Below are 20,486 nucleotides of genomic sequence, written 5' to 3'. Positions count from 1 at the left end.
GGCGCTATTGCTCTTCCAAGGTGGTCATGCCCTGGAATTCCGGCAGCCAGTGCAGCGCTGAACGATGCCATTTCTGCTGTGTCGGGATCAACTCCTGACGTTGCCGTGCGGTCCCAACGCGAATGCCATAGACCTTCGGGCCATCTCCGACCGACGTGGCGTAAATGTGTGAACCGCAGTCGGCGCAGAAGGCCTGCTCGCGCTTGGCGCCGCTCGCCACGGTCTTGATGTAGACTTTCGGCGCGCCCTTGGTGATGCGGTAGCTGCTTTCGGGTGCCGGAACCGTCACGCGAAAGGCGGTGCCGGTCAGTTGCTGGCAGTCCGTGCAGTGGCAGACGGTCGTCCTTTCCGGATCGACCTCCGCCTCGTAGGTGATGGCGCCGCAATGGCACCCGCCGTCGATCTTCATCTTCGTTCCTCCGGGATTGTCTCTAACCTAGCGGGCCAAAATAGTCAGGCAATGGCGTGGCGCTAGTCCAGGACAGGATCGGAGGCGGCTTCGATCAGTTTTCGCCGCTTCTGCCAAGTGCCGGTGGTCTGTGGCTTGACGAACAGCCGCGTGATCTCCGGCATCTCCTGTTTCAGCTGCGCCTCCAGCCGTTCCACGCAGGCTTCGATCTCCGGCGCCGTCAGATGATCCTCGAACTCGATGCTCAATCCGGCCACGATCTCTGTCGGCCCCATATGGACGGTCAGAACGCCGTTCGCCTTCTGCACCGCCGGATCCTTCTGCACGATCGCCAGCACCTGTCTCTCCACCGCGGGCGCTGCCGGCTCGCCGATCAGCAGGCCCTTGCTCTCGCGCGCCAGGAAGATGGCCGTCGCGCCGAGGACCACTCCAATGCCGATCGAGGCGGCGCCATCGAGTTCCGGCATCTCCAACAGTTCCGCCGCGAGAATGCCGGCGAAGGCGATGATTAGGCCTAAAAGCGCGGCGCTGTCCTCGAACAGCACGGTGTAGACGCTCGGATCCTTGCTCGATCGTACGGCCCGCAGCCAGCCTTGCTTGCCCTTCTGCTGGCGGAACTCCTTCAGCGCGACCAGCCATGAGCTGCCCTCGAACAGGAAGGACAGGCCAAGCACGATGTAATTGACCTTGACGTTGGCGACCGGTTCCGGCGCCATCATGTGGACGACCCCTTCATAGAATGACACACCCGCCCCCAGCGCGAAGACCAGCAGGGCGACGATGAAGCTCCAGAAATAGAGTTCGCGGCCGTGGCCGAACGGATGCGTAAGGTCGGCCGGGCGAGCGGCGCGATGCATGCCGTAGAGCAGCAGTCCGCCATTGCCGGTGTCGACCAGCGAATGCACGCCTTCCGACAACATCGCCGAACTGCCGGTGAACGCGGCGGCGCCGAATTTGGTCAGCGCGATGGCAAGGTTGCCGGCGAGCGCTGCGTAGATGACCCTTTTCGAGCCGCCATGCCCGGCCATGGTTCTAGTCCCCGTTCAATGCAAGCAATCTAGCGGCCACACGGGCCGAGCTCCACCACAACGCGCGAAGCAATGGGTCGTTCAACGCTCGATGCGTCCGCGGCGCGGTGGGGCTGCTACTCCACGATCTCGTCGGTCCACACCTTGAAGCTTTCAAGCGTGCTTGGTCCGAACGTGTGGGTGAGCGGAACGTCGGCGGCATCGCGGCCGGAAGCGATCAGGATGCGGCCGATGCGCGGCGAATTGTTGCGCGGATCGAAAACGTGCCAGCGGCCGCCGAGATAGACCTCCATCCAAGCCGCGAAATCCATGCTCGACCACGGCTTTGGCATGCCGATGTCGCTGATATAACCGGTGCAGTAGCGTGTCGGGATGTTGAGGGCCCGGCAAAAGGTGACGGCGAGATGCGCGAAGTCGCGGCACACGCCGCTCTGTTCGCGATAGGCTTCCGCCGCGGTGCGCGTCGGCCGCGCATTGCCGTAGCTGAAGACGATATGATTGTTGACGAAATCGCAGACCGCCTGGACGCGCGCAATGCCGAGCGGCATATGGCCAAACAACCGCCAGGCTTCGTCAGCCAAGAGGTCGCTCTCGCAAAACCGGCTTGGCAGCAGGAACAGCAAAGTCTCCGACGGCAAGTCGCGCACCTCGTGCTGCCAGGCCATCAAATCGGCCATCTCGAAGGTGCCGGGATCGCGGATGACCGCGTCAGTGCCCAGGGTGAAACGTCCGGACGGGGCGACCAACCTGTTGCACCAATTGCCGAAACTGTCGCGATAGCTTTCGATGGGGACCGGGGGGTCGGAGGTCAGAAAGTCCGGCCGCTCGAGATCGGAGGCGCGGGAATAGTGGACATTCAGCATCGCGATGAGTGGCGTTTCCTGACGAAAGTCGAAGCTCATCTCGCAGCCGATATGAATTCGCATCTTCGTCCTGACCGTGCTGCCGTTTCATCACGCGGCGAAAGCCGGGCCGATGCTGCAGTGCGAAGACAATAATGGCATGGACCGGAATGGTTTACGAGCAAATTAGAAACCGGTTGAAAGCGCCTGGCCGACGAGTGGTTGGCGCGCGAACCCCTTGCGGTCCGGCTGTTCTCTTGTTTCAATTCGCCTCCCGCAATCGGAGAAACGAATCATGGCTAAAGGCGCGATGAAGGCAGGCAAGGAAGCCCGCAAGCCGAAGAAGGATGCCAAGAAGCCCGCCCCCGCCCCGGCCCTGAAGGCGCCGCCGGTGAAGGCGATGAAACTCAAGGACAAGTGAGTCCGTCAAATCCTTTTTGAACAGGATGATGGGCGGCAACATTCGCATGTTGCCGGCCGTTGTTGATCGGGCACGCGAAATCCCATAGTGCCTTGGCGGGGACGACCTCGCACTCCCAAAATCAGGCCGGGACGACCCGCCATCCCAAAACCGAGCATCGTTCCGATGCTCGCACGGAGCGCTCCCGATGTCATGGATCTTGCTCTTTTTTGCCGGCCTGTTCGAAATCGGCTGGGCAATCGGCCTCAAATACACCGATGGGTTCTCGAAGCCGGTGCCCACCTTGGTGACCATTGCCTCGATGATCGCCAGCCTGGCTTTGCTCGGGCTGGCGCTGAAGACCTTGCCCGTCGGTACCGCCTACGCGGTCTGGACCGGCATCGGCACGGTCGGCACGGCGCTGCTCGGTATCTGGCTGCTCGGTGAACCAGCCACTGCGGCAAGGCTCGGCTGCATCGCGCTCATCGTCTGCGGCATCATGGGTCTGAAGTTCGCGGCCTGAGCCAGGTTTTGGTCAAGGCAAACGCCTTCAGGGCCGCTGCGAGGCGACCCTGATTTGAAACAGATGGCTAGAACGGAAGGCCTTAGCGGGCGGAGAAACCCGGAGGCGTCCTGCCGGTGCGCTGCTTGCGGGCCGCGTAGCGCGCATCGCGCTTGGCCTTGCGTTCAGCTTCGTCGGCGAGCAGACGGGCGATACGCTCGTTCTCGTCGGCTTCCCTGAGCTTCGCTTCAGCCAGCGCTGCTTCTTCAGCGGCAAGGCGTGCCGCTTCGGCCGCTGCTTCGCGCTCGGCCTTCTCGACCGCCTCGCGTGCCAGCTTTTCCTGCTTCAACCTTGCCTTCTCGGCCTCGCGGATCTCGCGGGCCTCGAGGATCGCCTTGCGTTCGGCCTGCCGTGCAAGTACCGCCGGATCGTCCGCCGCAGGCTTTGCCTTGAAGCGCTCCAGAAGCGCCTTCTTTGCCTCGTTCGCGGCATTGCGCCGCTCGAACACGTCTTTTTCCCTGTAAATAGCCAAGTCCACTTCCCTGAAGTCAATTCGCGACGCTTACATACGCGCGAAAACCGAGAGTTCAAGCGCCAAAACGGGATGGCAGCCATGAATTTGTTGGCTGTTGCTGCCGGGAGACGCCTTTTCGATCGAACCGATATGCACTGTTCACCCATCCGCCTCTGGCGGCAAGGCGAGCCGGTCGTTACCTCTAGCCCGAAAAACCGACATCAGGATGACACTCGAATGGAACTCGGTCTCTACACTTTCGCCGACGTCAGCCCGCAACCGGGCCCAGGCGCAATCAGCCCGCATCAGCGGCTGCGAAACCTGATCGAGGAGGTCGAACTGGCCGACCAGGTCGGCCTCGACGTCTTCGGGCTGGGCGAGCATCATCGGCCGGACTATGCCGCGTCGGCACCCGTAGTCGCCCTGGCCGCGGCGGCCGAGCGCTCCAAGCGCATCAAGCTGACCAGCGCCGTCACCGTCTTGTCCTCCGACGATCCGGTGCGCGTCTTTCAGCAGTTCGCCACGCTGGACCTTCTGTCGGGCGGACGCGCCGAGATCATGGCCGGGCGCGGTTCATTCATCGAATCCTTCCCGCTGTTTGGCTATAATCTCGACGATTATGACGAGTTGTTTGCAGAAAAACTCGACCTTTTGCTGGCCGTTCGCGACAGCGTGAAGGTCACCTGGTCCGGCAATCTGCGTGCGTCGATCAACGATCGCGGCATCTATCCGCGCCCCTTCCAGGACAAGCTACCGGTCTGGATCGCCATTGGCGGCACGCCGCAATCGGCCGCCCGCGCCGGTGCGCTTGGGCTGCCCTTGGCGTTGGCCATCATCGGCGGCGAGCCGGCGCGCTTCGCGCCGCTGGTCGACGTCTATCGCGAGGCTGCCAAACGTGCCGGCAGCGACCAGGCTAGCCTCGCCACCAGCATCAACGTGCACGGCTTCATTGCCGAAACGACCGAGCAGGCGGCCGATGATTTCTACGGTCCGCAGGCCGAGGTAATGAACCGCATCGGCCGCGAACGCGGCTGGGGCCCGACTTCGAGGGCGCATTTCGATCAGTCGCGCGGCCCGACTGGCGCGTTGTTCGTCGGCAATCCCGAACAGGTCGCGGAAAAGATCGTTGCCCATCACAGGATCTTCCGCAACGACCGTTTCCTTCTGCAAATGGCGATCGGCACCATGCCGCATGCCAAGATCATGAAGGCGATCGAACTGTATGGCACCAGGGTGGCGCCGATCGTACGCAAGGAAACCGCTATGATCGCGCCAGTGGCTGCTGCATGACGACCGCGCCCAGCTGATCCGCTGGAACCTTGGTAGGCCCTCGCACGTTTGGGAGGATTCGCCCCGTTGGTGGTGCGTGGGGGCAAGAGATGAAAGCCGAACCGGTCGCCTCGGGCGCCAGTGTTGTCGAGAGCCCGGATGAGCGCGCCGCTTCATGGGCCGACATCCGCCTGATGCGCTCCATGCTGGTCGGCATCTTCATTTTCCTGGCGACAGGCGCGCTTTATTTCGGGCGCGCCTTTTTCATGCCCGTCATCCTCGCTTTCCTGCTCACGCTCACGCTCACCCCGATTGTGCGTTTCCTGCGCAAGCGCGGCATTCCCGAGTTTGTCTCGGCGACAATGCTGGTTTTGCTGTCGATTTTCATCTTCGCCACCGCCGGCTATCTGCTGAGCGGCCCGATCATCGACCTCATGAACAACACGACGTCGATCGGCCAGCAACTCACCGAGCGGCTGGCGCAGTTCAAGCGGCCGCTCGCCCGGATCATGGACCTCTCGCATCAGGTCGAAGCACTCACCGAGACGGCGCAGGAGCCCGGCGTGCAGAAAGTCGCCGTCGCCCCCTCCGGGATCCTGTCGACGGCCGCTGGAAATCTCCTCGAGGCGGGCACCAGCATTACCATCGTCTTCGTGCTGTCGCTGTTCCTGCTGGCCTCGGGGACGCTCTTCTACGAGAAGATCATCCAGTCCTTTGCCAGCCTCTCGCAAAAGAAGCGGGCCCTGCGTGTCGTCTATGATGTGGAGCGCGAGATCTCGCACTATCTGCTCACCGTCGCCATCATCAATACGGGGTTGGGCACGGTGATCGGCCTCGGCCTCTGGGCCCTTGGCATGCCAAATCCCCTGGTCTGGGGTGCCGCCGCGGCAATGCTCAACTTTCTGCCCTATGTCGGCGCTCTGATAACCCTGGTGCTTGTCGCGGTCATAGCCCTGATCAGCTTCGACACGATCACCTACGCGCTCCTGGCGCCTGCGTTCGTGCTGTTATGCGACATCATCGAGGGTCAGTTCGTGACGCCCATGGTGGTCGGCCGGCGCCTCGAGATCAACGCCGTGGCGATTTTCATCGCCATCGCCTTCTGGTCGTGGCTCTGGGGCTTCGTCGGCGCGCTTATGGCGGTGCCGTTGCTGGTCGTCATAAAAGTGTTCTGCGACCATTTTGACGGCCTTAGCCATGTCGGCAATTTCCTCGCCGCCCAGCAGACCACGACGGTGGAGGACGAGGTCGACGACGACGCGCCATCCACGAGTGGCTGATCAATTTTTTTGAATTTGCGGCGCCGACGGACGCTTCCTACATGCGGTCTTACACAGGATGCCCGCCATGACCGCTCTCTCCGTTCTCGATCTGTCGCCCATCGTCGAAGGCAGTGATGAATCGCAGTCGCTCGCCAACTCGCTCGACCTTGCCCGTCACGCCGAACGGTTGGGCTACAAGCGCTTTTGGCTGGCCGAACATCACAACATGCCAGGCATAGCCAGCGCGGCAACCGCCGTCGTCATTGCCCATGTCGCCGGCGGCACCAGAACGATACGCGTCGGCGCCGGCGGCATCATGCTTCCCAACCATTCGCCGCTGGTCATTGCCGAGCAGTTCGGCACGCTGGCAGCCCTGCATCCCGGCCGCATCGATCTCGGCCTCGGCCGCGCGCCCGGCACCGACATGGGCACCGCGCGCGCCCTGCGCCGCAACCTCGATGCCGGCGCCGACAATTTCCCGCAGGATGTCATAGAACTGATGGGTTACTTCCAGCCGGCCGAGCCGGGCCAGCGCGTGCACGCGGTGCCAGGCGAGGGCCAGAAGGTCCCGGTCTGGATCCTGGGCTCCAGCCTCTACGGCGCTCAACTCGCTGCCATGCTGGGCCTGCCCTACGCATTCGCTTCGCATTTTGCCCCGGCCGAGCTCGACCACGCGTTGGACATCTACCGCTCACGCTTCCAGCCGTCGGAGCAGCTCGACAAGCCTTATGTCATGCTCGGCCTCAACGTTTTCGCGGCCCCGACCGACGCCGAGGCGCGGCTGTTGTTCACTTCCCTGCAACAGGCCTTCGTCAATCTGCGCACCGGAAGGCCCGGTAAATTGCCGCCTCCTGTGGAAGGGTATGAAAGCAGTCTCGACCCGATGGCTAAGAGCATGCTGGGCCAGGCGCTGTCCTGTGCGGTCGTCGGCTCGCCCGATACAGTCAGGCAAGGCATCGATGCTTTCGTGCGCCGCACGGGCGCCGACGAGCTGATGGTCACTGCGCAGATGTTCGATCATGCGGCCCGCGTGCGATCGTTCGAGATCCTAGCCGACGCCCACAAATCTGTATCGCAAGCGGCCTGAAGGGCAGGGCCGTTTTCCGAGGTCGCAGGAGCCCTGCGGGCTAGGGTCTCCCGGCCGTGCGGCCTTAGGCCAGCTTGGCCAGAAGCTTCATGAAAGTGGCGATCTCCTTTGCTGAGAGCGGAGCCAATGTCTCCTGGGTGATCTCGCGGGCAAGCGGGATCAGGCGTTCGACCGCGTCGCGGCCTTCGGCGGTCAGATTGACCAGCAGTCGCCTCTTGTCGACCTCGTGCCGCGAAAGCTCGACTAGGCCCCGCGCCTTCAGCCGGTCGATGACCCCCTTGACCGTTGCCGCATCCATGGCGATCAGCGCACCGAGCTGGTTCTGGGACGTTTCGCCGACATCGCGCAACTTGGCGAGTGCCGCGAATTGCGGCGGCGTCAGGTCGGCGATCCGTGCAGCGAAAATCGAGACATGACGCTGATGCGCCTTGCGCAGGATAAAGCCGACCTGCTCCTGCAGGCGGTAATCACTGTCGTCGGGCCCGTCTGCCTCGACCAGCTTGAGCAGATTGTCCTCGCCGCTCACCTCAGCCCGTCCCAAGCCTTAATGTCTCCGGCCGCCAGCCCACCCATGCGGTCATGCACGCGCGGGCCGCAGGTCATGGCGAGGCAGAACAGGATCTCGTCCGGGCGCGGACCATCACTGATGCCGACTTCCATCGCATCGAAATGGCTGCGTACGTAAGCGGCGTTGATATGGCCGAGCGGGACGTCCAGCCGCGATCCGAAGGCGCCGACCTTCTTGGCCGACGGCACGATGGCCTTGGCGTCGCCAAGCCGTTCGCGCATGGCGTAGCCTCCCGGCACATGCCAGAGCGCGCCATGCTCCAGTTCGCCGGCCGTGCCGACAATGGCTCCCTTGCCGTAGCCGTCGATCTGCTTCACGTCGCCGCCGAGCGCCGCGATGAGCTTGTCCGCGAGCATCAACCCAAGCGGCTTGAGATCATCCATGGCGCTCTGCAGCTCTTCGACATAGCGCCCGGCGAACGGGTTCCGGACCAGCGCAATGGCGGCGGCGCGGCGGCGCGGCACGGTGGCTGCCGGCCCGCCATCGTGAAAGATCTCTTCGCTCAGGACCGCGATCTTGCGGATTGGAAACTCAGGCATGGACAACTTCCTCCCTCGGATTTCTGTTGGGCGCGGCGAGCACGACCGATCCACTGATGCGGGCTTCACCGCCCAGGAAAAGCACCGACCCGGCAATCAGGCCCCGCCGGCGAAAATCTTCCGCGACCGCAAGGCCATTGCCCAACGCCCGCGCCACCTCGCCAAGTGCAAGCGTTCCGACGCCTTGTGTCACCAGGCGCGCGCCGAGATCAGTGTCGGGCGACAAGTCCTGTGCGGGGGTGCGCTTGATGGCGGGATTGCCCGGCAGGTCTACGGCATTGGCGATGAGCGTCGCCGCCGCATCCGCCTCGGCGCCGGTTCGCGCCAGCACCGTGACGGCGTCGGCAATGCCGAGCGAGAAGGAGCGGCCGCGCCAGCCGCTGGTGGCGACGCCGCGAACGCCGTCTTCCGCGCGGATCGTGATCCGGTCGGCCATGCCGTTGCCGGTGCCGGCGACCGCCAGGCCCATCGACTGACCCCTGGCAATATGCAGAGCGCAATCGCCGCCATTGTTGACATAGGCGCGATCGAGCTTGCGCCCGGCGAGCAGAGCGGCAAGCATTTCGTCGGCTACCGAACCGGCCACGGCCGCCATCGGAGTTATGAAGCATTCGGCCAAAGGCATGACGGCCGCTTCCATGCGGCGCGCCGTCGGGCCGGCGAAGCTGCGCGGCGCCAGGAAGAAAGCCGGGAGCCGCAATTCGGGAAGTTCCTCGACCAGTTCGATCAGGATGTTCTCGAACCTTGCAATCGCCTGCTCATAAGCCAGGCGACATTCCCTCGGCTCACCGAACGCCTGCACGATCAGGTCGATCGGCCCGTGATTGAGATGCAGACGCTTGCCGTCCTGCAGCCACTGCACCCGCGGCCCGTCCATCAACCGGCCCCGTCCGGGCCGGTGCGCCGCAACTGCGCCAGCGGCGGCCATGGGTTGCCGGCCGGCGCGCCCGTGCCGCGGCGCGGATTGAGATATTCGCCACCTTTGGCAACAATATCCTCGACGCTGCGGATCTCCGCTTCGTAGCCGCCCAGCCGGATATAGTCGTCGCGGCGCAAGGTGAATTCGATCGGCGCCACCAGCGCCGGTGTCGGCACATAGCCGAAGGCGCCTTCAGGCACGCGTGTGACATCGACCATCAGTGTGATGCCGCCGCCCGGCCACACATAGGCCGGTGCTCCTCCGACCGTCACATAGGTCTTCAGGCCCTGCACCGAGCGGGTCAGGTTGACCGGATTTTCGGTGACGCCGGCGCGCAGCGAACCGCCCGCGCCGCCGACAAAGAGGACCGTGCACAGGGCCGGCTCGCAATTGTCCTCGATCAGTTCCACCGACTTTCGCAGCCGCTCCGGAAACGGCTTCCACACCGGCCGCAACGCGTCGTCCAGTTCGTAATAGGCGAACTGCTCGCCTGTAGTGGAGACCATCAGCAGCGACAGGCCAGGGCGAGCGCCCTTTTTGGCATTCCATTCGCCGAGGATCGACAGCGGGTCGGAAATGCTGGTGCCGCCCCAGCCGAGGCCGGGCTCGGAGACCTTGAAATAGCGACCGGGCGTCGAACGCCGCCCAAGGATCTTGATGCCCGTATCCTGCCAGCCCAGCACCTTGCCGGCCTGGTGCTCCGAAACGACGCCGGTAATATGGTCGTCGACCACCACCACCTCGTCGACCAGCCCGCGCCATTGCGTGGCGAACATGCCGATGGTGGCCGAACCGCAACCCACGCGCATTCGATGTTCGGCCTTGCCGTCGATGACAGGTGGTTTGCCGGCTTCGACAATGATCGTCGCGCCGACATCGATGGTCAGTTCCACCGGCTTGCGGTTGCACAGATCGAGCATGGCATCGCAGGTGGCGCGGCCCTCCGCCTTCGAGCCGCCGGTCAGGTGGTGCACGCCGCCCAGCGACAGCATCTGCGAGCCGTATTCGCCTGTCGTGACATGGCCGATCGCTTCGCCAGCTGCACGCACGATGGCCGTCTCGTGGCCGATATGACGGTCGGTGTCGATCTTCACCTTGACGCCGCAATACGAGAAAATGCCTTCGGTGACCACTGTGACAAGATCGACGCCCTCGACCTCCTGGCTGACGATGAACGGAGCCGGCTTGTAGTCGGGGTAAGTAGTGCCGGCGCCGATCGCCGTGACGAACCGGTGACCGGTGTTGACGAGCTCGCCGTCCCACGCCTCAGCCTCGCGGGCGAACTGCACTAAGGGGGCGCCGCTTTCGGCCGCATGGTCGAGGATGGTCAACGGGTCCATGCGCACGATGCGGCCACCGACATTGCCGTAGCGGTCGCAGGCGCCGGTGCGGCCATCGGCGATGTAGCACATGACAGGACAGGCATCGCAGCGGATCTTCTCCGCTACCAGCCTCTCGCCGGCATCATGGGTTTCGAAGCGTTCGGCAAGCTCGCTCATGCGCCTGCCGCCTCTGACGGGAGGGATTCTTTTTCGCGGATGCCGGCGCGGATCCGCGTCGGCGTCGCCGGAATCTTGGTGATGAGGACGCCTGTAGCGTGCCGGATCGCGTTGAGGATCGCCGGCGCCGTCGGAATCAGCACATGCTCACCCAGGCCCTTGGCGCCGAACGGCCCTTCCGGGTCGGGCACCTCGACCAAAATAGTCTCGATCGGCGGCACGTCGCCGATCGTCGGGATAAGATAGTCGTGCAAATTCTCGGTGCGACCGGGGATATACTCCTCCATCAACGCCATGCCGATGCCCTGCGCGATGCCGCCCTCGATCTGGCCTTCGACCAGCAAGGGATTGATCGCCTTGCCGACATCATGCGCGGCGGTGATCTTGATCAGCTTCACCGTGCCGAGCTTGAGGTCGACTTCGAGCTCCGCGATCTGCGCGCCATAGCCATACACGGCATAGGGTTTGCCCTGGCCCTTGGCGTCGAGCGGCAATGTCGGCGGATCGTAGGTCTCCTCCGCCCGGAAGACGAATCCCTCCGCATCGGCGCCGAGGGAGGCGAGATCGATGCGGCGAAGGGCCTCGCTTTCGCGAATGACAATCGCCGAACCGTCCAGCTCGACGGCGGCATTCTCCGAAACATTGGCGAAACGCAGGATCTGTTCGCGCAAGGCGCGGCCCGCCATCTGCGCCGCCTTGCCGGTGACGAACGTCTGGCGCGAGGCCGAAGTCTTGCCGGCATCCGGGGTGATTGCCGTGTCGGCGCTCTTCAGCCGGAACCTGTCCAGCGGCAGGCCCAGCGCATCGGCGCAGATCTGCGCAATGACGGTATTTGAGCCCTGGCCGATGTCGACGGCGCCCTGATGCAGGACAACCGTGCCGTCAGCCGCGATCCCGACCAGGATGGTCGACGGATTGGGCAAGGAGGTGTTGCCGCAGCCATACCAGCAGGACGCGATGCCGACGCCTCGCTGTGTATAGGAATGGGACGAATTGAATTCATCCGCATCGGCCTCGGCGCGCTCCCAATGCGGCCGCAGTGCCTCGAGGCACTCGGCAATGCCGACGCCGGAGTCCAGCTTCTGACCGGTCACTGTTTCGCACCCGTCCCGGAGGCAATTCTTCAGGCGAAAGTCGAGCCGGTCCATGCCGAGCTTCCCGGCGAGCTCATCATACAGCGTTTCCTGCATGATCGTCGCCTGCGGCACGCCGAAGCCCCGGAACGCACCCGAGATCGGTCCATGTGTGTGGATCGCGCGGCCCTCGGCGCGGTAGTTCGGCGTCGCATAGGGGCCTGACGCATGCACCGGCACGCGGTTGGCCACGGTCGGACCCCAGCTGGCATAGGCGCCTGTGTTGAAGTCGCCGGTAAAGACCATGCCGGTGACGCGGCCTTCGGCATCGGCGCCGATCGTCGCCCGCATCTGCGCCGGATGGCGCTTGGTGGTCGACATCATCGATTCGGTGCGCGTGTAGGCGAGCGCCGCCGGCCGGCCGGTCTTCAGGGCCACAAGGCCGATCAGAGGCTGCAGCGAAACGTCGAGCTTCGACCCGAAGCCGCCGCCGGTCGCGGTCGGCACGATGCGCACCTTGTCGACGGCAAGGCCGAGCAGCTTGGCCGTCTCGTCACGGTCCATGTAGGGGGCCTGGGTGCAGGCGACGATCACCAGCGTGTCGCCGTCGAGATAGGCGTGTCCAGCTTCGGGTTCGATATAGGCATGCTCGACATAGGACGTCTCGATGGCGCCAGAGACCGTGACCGCTGCGCCGGCAAGGGCGGCGTCGGGATCGCCGCGTTCGACAAAGCCGGAGGTGAGCAGGTTCCCGGGGCGGTTCTGATGAACCAGCGCCGCGCCGTCGGCCTGCGCCTCGGCAGGCTTGAGCAGATGCGGCAGCGCGGTCCAGCGAACCGGGAAATCCGACAGATCGAGTTCGAGAATGGCTTCGCGTTCGCCGGCGACCAGAGCCACCGCCTCGCCGCGAAGCCGCGCAAAGCCTTCGGCCAGCGCCGGCTGGTCTGCAAACGGACCGATGACGCCGAAACAGTTCTTGCCCGGAATGTCGGCGGCGGTGAAGACACCGGCGACGCCGGGGTGAGCCCTTGCCCAGCCATCCAGGTCGCCAAATTCGAACTTGGCGTGATAGTGCGGGGAGCGGACGACCAGCACGGCCAACGCATCGGCTGGAAAGGAATCGCCGCCGAATTTCTCGTCGCCGGTGACTTTCGGCACGCCGTCGAGCCGGACGGGGGAGGAGCCTATGGCATGGCCGCAGATCGGCATTCTACGGTCAAGATCGCGATCCAATCTCGGATTGTGACGTTGACCCTCACCCTTGCCCTCTCCCCGTGAAGAACCGGGAGAGGGGAGCGCGGTCGTTGCTGCTTCTTCCTTCGCCCCGTCACTATACGGGGAGAAGGTGCCGGAAGGCGGATGCGGGGCGGCGCTGTCTGTCGCTGGTTCGAACCGCCCGGCATCCATCACCGCTTCGATGATCTTCCGGTAGCCGGTACAGCGGCACAGAATGCCGCCCAGCGCGTCCTGGACCTCGGTCTCGGTCGGGCTGGGCTTGGTGTCCAGCAAGGCGGTCGCCGCAACCAGCAGCGCCGGCGTGCAGATGCCGCATTGTGCCGCGCCATGGGCGAGGAAGGAGGCCTGCAGCGCCGACAGCCGGTCACGGCCCAGCCCCTCGACCGTCGTGACCGATGCCCCCGCGACGGAAGCCGCCGCCATCAGGCAGGCGCAGACGGGATCGCCATCGACCAACACTGTGCAAGCGCCGCAATCCCCGGCGTCACAGCCGACCTTGGTTCCGGTCAGCCGCAAGTCGTCGCGCAGAATTGATGAGAGCCGGCGCAGCGGCGGCACGTTGACCAAGACAGCAGCGCCATTGACCTCGAACGCAATCTCGGCGCGCTCAAATCCAAATCCCGGCTCAACCGCCGGGTCGGCCTGCGTTTCACCTGGGTCGGACCATACCCGGTTCATGCCGCCACCATTCTATGGTCGCTCTCTTGGCCCGAGGCTGTCAGCACGGCGCGGGCAACGAGTTCGCGCACCGCGTCGAGCCTGTATTCGGCACTGCCGCGCACATCGGCGATCGGCGCCAGCTCGTCCATCGGCGCGGCCAGGATCGCCGCCGCCAGCCGGTGATCAGCCCTCAGGCCGAGCAAGGCTCTCTCAACGCCCGCGAGGCGCTTGGCTACCACCGAACAGGAGCCGACGGCTATTGCGGCTTGCGCTACCATGCCGTTGTCGACGACCAGCCGTGCGGCCACCATGGCGATGGAAATCACAAGGTAGCGCCGCGCGCCGAGCTTGACGAAGGCCGACATTCCAGAGGCTGAGGATCTCGGCACGTGGATTGCAATGACCATCTCGCCAGGCAATATGGCGGTGCGGCGATTGCCGAGAATGAAGTCCTGCAGCAGAATATGTCGAGTAGCCGCCGCCGAACGCAGCTCGACCTCGGCATCGAGGGCCAGCAGGCCCGGCACGCCGTCCGCCGCGGGCGAGGCGTTGCAGAGATTGCCGGCAATCGAGGCGACATTCTGGATTTGCTGAGAACCGACTTCCCGCGCCGCCTGCTTCAACGCATCGAAGGCGGCTGGCAACGGGTGGCGAATAATGTCGGCCCAGGTCGTGCGCGCGCCGATGATGAAATGACTGTCCGTTTCGGCAATGCCGCGCAGGCAAGTCAAACCGTTGATGTCGAGCACGTCATCGAGGAACGGCTTGGAGCCTTGTGCCGGATAGAAATCCGTGCCGCCTGCAAGGATGCGCCAGGCGCCCTCGCCAAGCAGCGCGAGCGCCTCGTCGACGGTGGTGGGTTTCGCGTAACGGATCACGCTTTGCCTTCCAGAAAGAAGCCCTTCAGGATCCCTGTACGGGAAAGGCTTCGCCACATCGGCGCCGGTAAACTCATTCGTATGCAAATGATATCAAGCCGGCGCAAATTGTCAAAGCCGGAGTTTGCCACGGTTGCCTCGCCACGCACTTGTTGTGCCTTAAGAGGTTGACGCAGCCGGCCATCTGGTCGAGTTTCTGCCTCCGGTCGCGACAGCGGCATCGAGACGGAGAGGGAGTAGCCGCATGGCCGACGAAGCGCTTGTCGTCATCGACATGCAGAATGATTTTTGCCCGGGCGGCGCGCTGGCCGTAACCGGAGGCGACGAGATCGTTCCCCTGATCAATGATCTGATCCGCCATGCCGACCATGTCGTGCTGACGCAGGACTGGCACCCGGCCGGCCATTCGAGCTTTGCCTCGAGTCATCCAGGCTTGCAGCCCTACGCGACGATCGACATGCCCTATGGCCCGCAGACCCTGTGGCCCGACCATTGCATCCAGGGCAGCCTCGGCTCGGATTTCCACTCAGGCCTCGCCTGGACCAAGGCGGAACTCGTCATCCGCAAGGGGTTTCGCCCCGCCATCGACAGTTATTCGGCCTTCTTCGAAAACGACCGGACGACGCCGACCGGCCTGGCCGGCTATCTCAAGGAGCGTGGCATCGACACGCTGACCATGGTCGGTCTGGCCACCGATTTCTGCGTTGCTTTCTCCGCGCTGGACGCCGTCAGCCAAGGGTTCAAGACCACCGTGCGGCTCGACGCCTGCCGCGGCATCGATCTCAATGGCTCGCTAGAGACGATGCTGCGCCGCCTGCACGACGCCGGCGTCATGCTTGAAGACCATTTGTCGGACTGAGCGGACCGTGGGGATCAAGCGGGCTTCTTGGCGGGCGCTGACCTGTGCCGCCGTCGCGATGGCGATCGCGATCCTGGCTCCTGCGGCGGCTCTCGCGGCAGAGGAACATGGCCTGCCCGGCGCCTCGATGCCGCTATGGTGGGCGCTGCCTTTTGCCGGCTTGTTGCTGTCGATCGCCACCGGGCCGCTGCTCTTCCACCATGTCTGGGAACATCACTACGGCAAGATCGCTGCCCTGTGGGCTGCGCTGGTGATCGTGCCGCTGGCGCTTGCCTTCGGCGTTCCCGCCGCGGTCGGGGCGGTGCTGCATGCGCTGCTCACCGAATACATGTCGTTCATCATCCTGCTGTTCGCGCTGTTCACCATTTCGGGCGGCATCCTGGTCGCCGGAAATATTCACGGCACGCCGCTGGTCAATGCGGGGTTGCTGCTGGTCGGTGCACTGCTCGCCTCGGTCATCGGCACGACCGGCGCCTCGATGATCCTGATCCGGCCGCTCATCCGCGCCAACGACAACAGGCCGTTCAACGCCCATGTCGTCGTCTTCTTCATCTTCCTGGTTTCCAACATCGGCGGCTCGCTGACACCGCTCGGCGACCCGCCGCTGTTCGTCGGCTTCCTGCGCGGCGTCGACTTCTTCTGGACAACCACGCACCTCTATCGGGAAACGCTGTTTGTCGGCGGCGCCGTGCTGGCCGCATTCCTGGCGCTCGACATCATCCTGCATCGGCGCGAAAACGGCGCGCCGAAGATCAAGGATCCGACACCGGATTCAAGAGTAAGGATTCGCGGCCTGCCCAACCTTCCGTTACTGGCCGGCGTCATCGCCGCCATCCTCCTGTCGGCGACCTGGAAGCCGGAGGTCAGCGTCACCATCGCCGGCGCCACGCTGGAACTGCAGAACCTGCTACGCGACGCTGCCATCCTGACGCTCGCCCTTGTCTCTCTCGCGGTCTCGCGCAAGGAGTACCGCGAGGCGAATGGCTTCAACTGGGGACCGATCGCGGAAGTGGCAAAACTGTTTGCCGGTATCTTCATCTGCATCGTGCCGGTCATCGCCATTCTGAGGGCCGGCAATGAGGGCGCACTGGCGCCGCTGGTCGCGCTGGTGACCACCGCGCAAGGCGCACCCAACGACCTCGCCTATTTCTGGCTGACCGGGGCGCTGTCGTCCTTTCTCGACAACGCGCCGACCTATCTGGTGTTTTTCGAGTTGGCTGGCGGCGATCCCCAACATCTAATGACCGAACTCGCCTCGACTCTGGCGGCGATTTCCGCCGGCGCCGTCTTCATGGGCGCCAACACCTATATCGGCAACGCACCCAACTTCATGGTCTACGCCATTGCCCGTCAGAGCGGCGTCAAAATGCCCGGCTTCTTCGGTTACATGCTGTGGTCCGGCCTGGTGCTGATCCCGACGTTCCTGGTGGCTGGCTTCCTGTTCTTCGGCTGATCAGCCCACGCCGACATAACGCCTGACCGCCGAGGGATCGGCGCGCAGTTCCTCGACATCGACCGTCTCGCGGTTGCGGCCGTTTTCGATGAACGAGACGCGGTCGGCGATCGACAGCACCGCATCGACGCGCTGCTCCACCAGGATGGTGGAGACGCCCATGTCGCGCAGTGTCACCACCGTCTCGCGGATCTTGGCGATCATCGACGGCATCAGCCCCTCGGTCGGCTCGTCCAGCAGCAGCACCTGTGGTTCGAGACAGAGCGCGCGGGCCATGGCCAGCATCTGCTGTTCGCCGCCCGACAAGGTGCCGGAGCGCTGCCGCAGCCTTTGGCGCAGCAATGGAAAAAGGTCGAGGACGTTTTCCCGCACGGCTTTTCCCTTGCGGCGCGCCATCAGCCCGATCTCGATGTTTTCCGCCACCGTCATTTCGGCGAACAGCCGCCTGCCTTGCGGTACATAGGCGACGCCCGCCTTTGGCACTTCATGCGCCGGCAGGCCGGTCAGTTCCTTGCCGCCGAGCCTGATCGAGCCGACCCGGGCCGGCACCAGCCCCATGATCGCCTTCAGCGTCGTCGTCTTGCCGGCCCCGTTGCGGCCGAACAGGCACAGCACCTCGCCCTCGTGAAGGACAAGATCGAGGCCGTGGAGTATCTGGACCTCGCCATAAAAGCAGTCCAGTCCCGAGATCACCAAGGCTTCGGCCTCTGGAACGCCGGCGTTCATCCCGGTCATGGGGCGGATCCGAGATAGGCTTCCTGCACCGCCGCATTCTGGCGGACTGCTTCCGGCGTGCCTTCGGCGAGGATACTGCCCATGTTGAAGACCGTTATGCGATCGGCCAGTTGCATCACGACCGGCATGTTGTGCTCGATCAGCAGCACGGTCGCGCTCGCCGCGATCTCGCGCACCAGGGCAATGAAATTGTCGATCTCGCTGTCTGCCAGACCCTGTGTCGGTTCGTCGAGGATCAGCAGGCGGGGCTTCAGCGCCAGGCCCATCGCCACCTCGAGCAGACGCTGGTGGCCATAGGACAACTGCCCGGCCAGCATGGCGGCCTGGTCCGCGAGGCCGACGCGTTCGAGAGCATCCATGACAGCGCCCTGTACGGCGCTCGGGGAATGCCCATGGCGTTGCGTCAGTTGCGCGGGCAGCGCGACGTTGGCGTAGACGGACAGGTTGGCGTAGATGCTGGTGATCTGGAACGTGTAGGCGATGCCCTTGCGCACGCGGGCATATTCCGGCAGCTCCGTTATGTCGGCGCCGTCGAAAACGATCATGCCGCCTGAGGGTCTGATGCGGCCGCTCAACAGGCTGACAAAGGTCGTCTTGCCCGCGCCATTGGGCCCGATGACGGCGCGGATTTCACCGGGCATCAGCGTGAAATCCACATTGTCCACCGCGCGCAGACCACCGAAATCGCGTGACAGGCCCTTGGTGGTCAGCAGCGGTGTCATGGCAGCCACCCGAGCCAGCGCTGGCGCAGGCTGCCCAAGATGCCTTTTGGAAAAAACAGCACCAGCGCGATGAGCGCGATGCCGACGATCAGCAGATAGGCGGACGTGTAGGCGCTGGTGACGTCCGTGACATAATACATGAACAGGGTGCCGATCAGCGGCCCGAGTGTCGTGGCCGCACCCCCGAGCAGCACCCAAAGCAACGGCAGGATCGAATACTGAACCGAGGCGAAGCTCGATCCGACATAGCCGAACAGCAGCGCATAGGCGGCGCCAGAGGCGGCGCAGATGGCGCCGGAGACGACGATTGCGGCGAGCTTGTTGGAGAAGGTGTTGTAGCCCAGCATCCTCGTTCGCTCCTCGTTCTCGCGGATGGCGACCAGCACCCGGCCGTACCGTGACCGCACGATCGCCAAGGTGATCAGGAGCACGACCGAGAACAGCACCAGCGCCGTCATGTAGCGGACCGTCGGATCGGTGAGGTCGAGCGAGGTTGCGCCGAAAGTCAGCACGCGCGCCGGCTGCGGCACCACCATGCCCTGGTCGCCACCCGTCCAGGACGCGAAGTAAAGGATGACGAGATAAAAGACCTGGGCGAACATCATGGTGACGATCATGAAGGCGACGCCCGTGGTGCGCAACGCCAAGAGGCCTATGACCACGGCCAGGGCCGCGCCGCAGGCAATTCCGCCGAGAAAGGCCAAAGGCACGCTCCAGCCAAGATGGATGACGGCAAGGCCGGCGCCATAGAGCCCGACGGAAAAGAACATGGCGTGGCCGAGGCTGAGCAGGCCGACATAGCCGAACAGCATGTTGTAGCCCATGGCGAAGACCGCCAGCACCAGGATCCGGGCAAGCAGGCCGTGATAATAAGCCGGCAACACAAAGCTCAGCACGAACAGAAATGCGATGACGCCGGCATGCAGGGCATAGGCTTTAACAGGCGAAGCCTCGCTCATCGCGCTGCGGTCCCGAACAGGCCCTGGGGCCGGAACACCAGCACCATCGCGACCAGCAGTGTCGCGATGATCTTGGCCAGCGTCGGCGAAAAGAACATAGAGATGATGCCGTCGGACATGCCGATCAGCAAGGCGGCGACGATTGTGCCGCGCAACGAGCCGAGGCCGCCTATGATGACGACGATGAAGGAGAGCAGCAGCGGGTCCTGCCCCATCAGATAGTGGGCCTGGCTGATGGGCACGATCAGCACAGCGGCGATCGCCGCCAGCACGGCGCCGAGGGCGAACACGCCGCCATAGACACGATCGACGGGGATGCCGAAGGCCTGCGCCGTCTCGCTGTCATATTGCGTGGCGCGCATGACGAGGCCGATCCTGGTGCGAGTCAGCACCAGCCATGTCGCCACAAGCAGCAGCGCGGAGGTGGCGATGACGGACAGCTTGTAGCCGGAATAGCCGAACCAGGGCAGAAGGATGCGATAGGTGAAAGGCGGTTCGACCGGACGCGCCTCCGGGCCGTAGAAGGTGAGTGCCAGCTGCTGGATGATGTAGAGCATACCGATCGTGGCGACGATGGTGGCTTCCGGATTGTAGTCAAGACGCCGCAGGACCAGCCGTTCGGCGACTAGGGCAATTCCGCCGACGATCAGCGGCGAGATCACCAGCGCGGCGAGGAAACCCAGCGCCGGATGGCCGCCGATTGCCGTTGTGATCGCCCAGGCGAGCACCGCGCCGAGCATGAAGAATTCGCCGTGCGCGACATTGACCACGCGCATCACGCCGAAGACCAGCGACAACCCGAGCGCCGTCAGCGCCAGCACTGCCGAGGTGACAAGGCCTTCGAGGGCGGCGAGGAGGAGATGGGGACCGAAGTGCATGGGCTACCCGGTTACGGTGGCGCGAGGCGCCCCCCTCTGCCCTGCCAGGCATCTCCCCCTCAAGGGGGGAGATTGGCAGCTCGTGCGGCCGCGGCCACTTGGCGACTTTGGTAATTGGCGAAACCCGAAGCCACATCCAATCTCCCCCCTTGAGGGGGAGATGTCCGGTAGGACAGAGGGGGGCGGCCTGGCGCT

21 protein-coding genes are annotated in these 20,486 nt (G+C 64.3%); 7 read left to right on the top strand and 14 right to left on the bottom strand.

The features are described 5' to 3' along the window. Window positions 1-4 precede the first annotated feature (4 nt). The 3 genes from LB513_RS19070 to LB513_RS19060 all read right to left on the bottom strand — a co-directional run bounded on the left by LB513_RS19070 (window position 5) and on the right by LB513_RS19060 (window position 2,363). Window positions 5-409: a GFA family protein gene (locus LB513_RS19070; protein WP_224665059.1), complete on the bottom strand. Its 405-nt coding sequence runs from the start codon at window positions 407-409 to the stop codon at window positions 5-7. Window positions 410-471: 62 nt separating this feature from the next. After that, the gene (locus LB513_RS19065) at window positions 472-1,437 is read right to left on the bottom strand and encodes a cation diffusion facilitator family transporter (protein ID WP_224665058.1); all 966 of its coding nucleotides are present in this window, start codon (window positions 1,435-1,437) and stop codon (window positions 472-474) included. 116 nt (window positions 1,438-1,553) lie between these two features. Beyond that, on the bottom strand, window positions 1,554-2,363 hold the full coding sequence (locus LB513_RS19060; RefSeq protein ID WP_224665057.1) for a transglutaminase-like domain-containing protein: 810 nt from the start codon (window positions 2,361-2,363) through the stop codon (window positions 1,554-1,556). A 211-nt stretch (window positions 2,364-2,574) separates the two neighbouring features. Between LB513_RS19060 and LB513_RS25200 the strand changes: the two genes are divergently transcribed. Then, window positions 2,575-2,700, top strand: a complete 126-nt coding sequence (locus LB513_RS25200; RefSeq protein WP_013528464.1) for a hypothetical protein — start codon at window positions 2,575-2,577, stop codon at window positions 2,698-2,700. A 187-nt stretch (window positions 2,701-2,887) separates the two neighbouring features. Further along, a complete protein-coding gene (sugE, locus tag LB513_RS19055; RefSeq protein ID WP_224665056.1) occupies window positions 2,888-3,202 on the top strand; it encodes a quaternary ammonium compound efflux SMR transporter SugE in 315 nt (104 codons plus the stop codon). Between the two features lie 82 nt (window positions 3,203-3,284). Here the strand turns inward: sugE and LB513_RS19050 are convergent, their stop codons facing one another. Then, on the bottom strand, window positions 3,285-3,713 hold the full coding sequence (locus tag LB513_RS19050; RefSeq protein WP_224665055.1) for a DUF6481 family protein: 429 nt from the start codon (window positions 3,711-3,713) through the stop codon (window positions 3,285-3,287). 219 nt (window positions 3,714-3,932) lie between these two features. Between LB513_RS19050 and LB513_RS19045 the strand changes: the two genes are divergently transcribed. The 3 genes from LB513_RS19045 to LB513_RS19035 all read left to right on the top strand — a co-directional run bounded on the left by LB513_RS19045 (window position 3,933) and on the right by LB513_RS19035 (window position 7,313). Continuing rightward, window positions 3,933-4,985 carry an LLM class flavin-dependent oxidoreductase gene (locus LB513_RS19045; protein ID WP_224665054.1) on the top strand — a complete coding sequence of 351 codons (1,053 nt, stop codon included), beginning with the start codon at window positions 3,933-3,935 and terminating at the stop codon, window positions 4,983-4,985. A gap of 89 nt (window positions 4,986-5,074) precedes the next feature. After that, window positions 5,075-6,244, top strand: a complete 1,170-nt coding sequence (locus LB513_RS19040) for an AI-2E family transporter (protein WP_224665053.1) — start codon at window positions 5,075-5,077, stop codon at window positions 6,242-6,244. 67 nt (window positions 6,245-6,311) lie between these two features. Further along, a complete protein-coding gene (locus LB513_RS19035) occupies window positions 6,312-7,313 on the top strand; it encodes an LLM class flavin-dependent oxidoreductase (RefSeq protein ID WP_224665052.1) in 1,002 nt (333 codons plus the stop codon). A 64-nt stretch (window positions 7,314-7,377) separates the two neighbouring features. Here the strand turns inward: LB513_RS19035 and LB513_RS19030 are convergent, their stop codons facing one another. From LB513_RS19030 to LB513_RS19005, 6 genes are read right to left on the bottom strand one after another with little or no spacing between them, the layout of a single operon-like run. Next, complete coding sequence (locus tag LB513_RS19030; RefSeq protein WP_224665210.1) at window positions 7,378-7,839, bottom strand: MarR family winged helix-turn-helix transcriptional regulator; 462 nt, start codon at window positions 7,837-7,839, stop codon at window positions 7,378-7,380. Beyond that, window positions 7,836-8,420 carry an amino acid synthesis family protein gene (locus tag LB513_RS19025; protein ID WP_224665051.1) on the bottom strand — a complete coding sequence of 195 codons (585 nt, stop codon included), beginning with the start codon at window positions 8,418-8,420 and terminating at the stop codon, window positions 7,836-7,838. Before LB513_RS19025 ends, LB513_RS19030 begins: the two co-directional genes overlap by 4 nt. Continuing rightward, window positions 8,413-9,297: a UPF0280 family protein gene (locus LB513_RS19020; RefSeq protein ID WP_224665050.1), complete on the bottom strand. Its 885-nt coding sequence runs from the start codon at window positions 9,295-9,297 to the stop codon at window positions 8,413-8,415. The genes LB513_RS19025 and LB513_RS19020 overlap by 8 nt, the downstream gene beginning before the upstream one ends. Beyond that, window positions 9,297-10,838: a 6-hydroxynicotinate reductase gene (locus tag LB513_RS19015; protein WP_224665049.1), complete on the bottom strand. Its 1,542-nt coding sequence runs from the start codon at window positions 10,836-10,838 to the stop codon at window positions 9,297-9,299. The genes LB513_RS19020 and LB513_RS19015 overlap by 1 nt, the downstream gene beginning before the upstream one ends. Further along, a complete protein-coding gene (locus LB513_RS19010; protein WP_224665048.1) occupies window positions 10,835-13,825 on the bottom strand; it encodes a molybdopterin-dependent oxidoreductase in 2,991 nt (996 codons plus the stop codon). Before LB513_RS19010 ends, LB513_RS19015 begins: the two co-directional genes overlap by 4 nt. Then, window positions 13,822-14,685 carry an FAD binding domain-containing protein gene (locus tag LB513_RS19005; RefSeq protein ID WP_224665047.1) on the bottom strand — a complete coding sequence of 288 codons (864 nt, stop codon included), beginning with the start codon at window positions 14,683-14,685 and terminating at the stop codon, window positions 13,822-13,824. Before LB513_RS19005 ends, LB513_RS19010 begins: the two co-directional genes overlap by 4 nt. A gap of 244 nt (window positions 14,686-14,929) precedes the next feature. Here LB513_RS19005 and pncA point away from each other — a divergent pair, with 244 nt between their 5' ends. Both pncA and LB513_RS18995 read left to right on the top strand, forming a co-directional pair. Continuing rightward, entirely contained in the window at window positions 14,930-15,544 is a 615-nt protein-coding gene (gene pncA, locus LB513_RS19000; protein ID WP_224665046.1) for a bifunctional nicotinamidase/pyrazinamidase, read from the top strand. A 58-nt stretch (window positions 15,545-15,602) separates the two neighbouring features. After that, the gene (locus LB513_RS18995) at window positions 15,603-16,997 is read left to right on the top strand and encodes a sodium:proton antiporter (protein ID WP_224665209.1); all 1,395 of its coding nucleotides are present in this window, start codon (window positions 15,603-15,605) and stop codon (window positions 16,995-16,997) included. On the opposite strand, the gene LB513_RS18990 is transcribed toward LB513_RS18995, so the two are convergent. The 4 genes from LB513_RS18990 to LB513_RS18975 are packed head-to-tail and all read right to left on the bottom strand — an operon-like array spanning window position 16,998 to window position 20,291. Continuing rightward, a complete protein-coding gene (locus LB513_RS18990) occupies window positions 16,998-17,732 on the bottom strand; it encodes an ABC transporter ATP-binding protein (RefSeq protein ID WP_224665045.1) in 735 nt (244 codons plus the stop codon). Next, window positions 17,729-18,454 (bottom strand): ABC transporter ATP-binding protein, encoded by a 726-nt coding sequence (locus LB513_RS18985; RefSeq protein WP_224665044.1) that lies wholly within the window; start codon window positions 18,452-18,454, stop codon window positions 17,729-17,731. Before LB513_RS18985 ends, LB513_RS18990 begins: the two co-directional genes overlap by 4 nt. Continuing rightward, window positions 18,451-19,413, bottom strand: coding sequence for a branched-chain amino acid ABC transporter permease (locus tag LB513_RS18980; RefSeq protein ID WP_224665043.1), 963 nt, complete (start codon window positions 19,411-19,413; stop codon window positions 18,451-18,453). The genes LB513_RS18985 and LB513_RS18980 overlap by 4 nt, the downstream gene beginning before the upstream one ends. Further along, window positions 19,410-20,291, bottom strand: coding sequence for a branched-chain amino acid ABC transporter permease (locus LB513_RS18975; protein ID WP_224665042.1), 882 nt, complete (start codon window positions 20,289-20,291; stop codon window positions 19,410-19,412). Before LB513_RS18975 ends, LB513_RS18980 begins: the two co-directional genes overlap by 4 nt. Between the last annotated feature and the right edge of the window lie 195 nt (window positions 20,292-20,486).

The organism is Mesorhizobium sp. ES1-1 (genome assembly GCF_020164785.1).
Lineage (GTDB): Bacteria > Pseudomonadota > Alphaproteobacteria > Rhizobiales > Rhizobiaceae > Mesorhizobium.
Note: the sequence above shows the minus strand (reverse complement) of the source record. Positions and strands in the feature narration are given on the sequence as shown.

Bases quoted from the DNA above. Each gene is read 5' to 3' on its own strand.
- LB513_RS19070 (WP_224665059.1), bottom strand. From the start codon at position 409: ATGAAGATCGACGGCGGGTGCCATTGCGGCGCCATCACCTACGAGGCG.
- LB513_RS19065 (WP_224665058.1), bottom strand. From the start codon at position 1,437: ATGGCCGGGCATGGCGGCTCGAAAAGGGTCATCTACGCAGCGCTCGCC.
- LB513_RS19060 (WP_224665057.1), bottom strand. From the start codon at position 2,363: ATGCGAATTCATATCGGCTGCGAGATGAGCTTCGACTTTCGTCAGGAA.
- LB513_RS25200 (WP_013528464.1), top strand. From the start codon at position 2,575: ATGGCTAAAGGCGCGATGAAGGCAGGCAAGGAAGCCCGCAAGCCGAAG.
- sugE (WP_224665056.1), top strand. From the start codon at position 2,888: ATGTCATGGATCTTGCTCTTTTTTGCCGGCCTGTTCGAAATCGGCTGG.
- LB513_RS19045 (WP_224665054.1), top strand. From the start codon at position 3,933: ATGGAACTCGGTCTCTACACTTTCGCCGACGTCAGCCCGCAACCGGGC.
- LB513_RS19040 (WP_224665053.1), top strand. From the start codon at position 5,075: ATGAAAGCCGAACCGGTCGCCTCGGGCGCCAGTGTTGTCGAGAGCCCG.
- LB513_RS19035 (WP_224665052.1), top strand. From the start codon at position 6,312: ATGACCGCTCTCTCCGTTCTCGATCTGTCGCCCATCGTCGAAGGCAGT.
- LB513_RS19025 (WP_224665051.1), bottom strand. From the start codon at position 8,420: ATGCCTGAGTTTCCAATCCGCAAGATCGCGGTCCTGAGCGAAGAGATC.
- LB513_RS19020 (WP_224665050.1), bottom strand. From the start codon at position 9,297: ATGGACGGGCCGCGGGTGCAGTGGCTGCAGGACGGCAAGCGTCTGCAT.
- LB513_RS19015 (WP_224665049.1), bottom strand. From the start codon at position 10,838: ATGAGCGAGCTTGCCGAACGCTTCGAAACCCATGATGCCGGCGAGAGG.
- LB513_RS19010 (WP_224665048.1), bottom strand. From the start codon at position 13,825: ATGAACCGGGTATGGTCCGACCCAGGTGAAACGCAGGCCGACCCGGCG.
- pncA (WP_224665046.1), top strand. From the start codon at position 14,930: ATGGCCGACGAAGCGCTTGTCGTCATCGACATGCAGAATGATTTTTGC.
- LB513_RS18995 (WP_224665209.1), top strand. From the start codon at position 15,603: ATGGCGATCGCGATCCTGGCTCCTGCGGCGGCTCTCGCGGCAGAGGAA.
- LB513_RS18990 (WP_224665045.1), bottom strand. From the start codon at position 17,732: ATGACCGGGATGAACGCCGGCGTTCCAGAGGCCGAAGCCTTGGTGATC.
- LB513_RS18985 (WP_224665044.1), bottom strand. From the start codon at position 18,454: ATGACACCGCTGCTGACCACCAAGGGCCTGTCACGCGATTTCGGTGGT.
- LB513_RS18980 (WP_224665043.1), bottom strand. From the start codon at position 19,413: ATGAGCGAGGCTTCGCCTGTTAAAGCCTATGCCCTGCATGCCGGCGTC.
- LB513_RS18975 (WP_224665042.1), bottom strand. From the start codon at position 20,291: ATGCACTTCGGTCCCCATCTCCTCCTCGCCGCCCTCGAAGGCCTTGTC.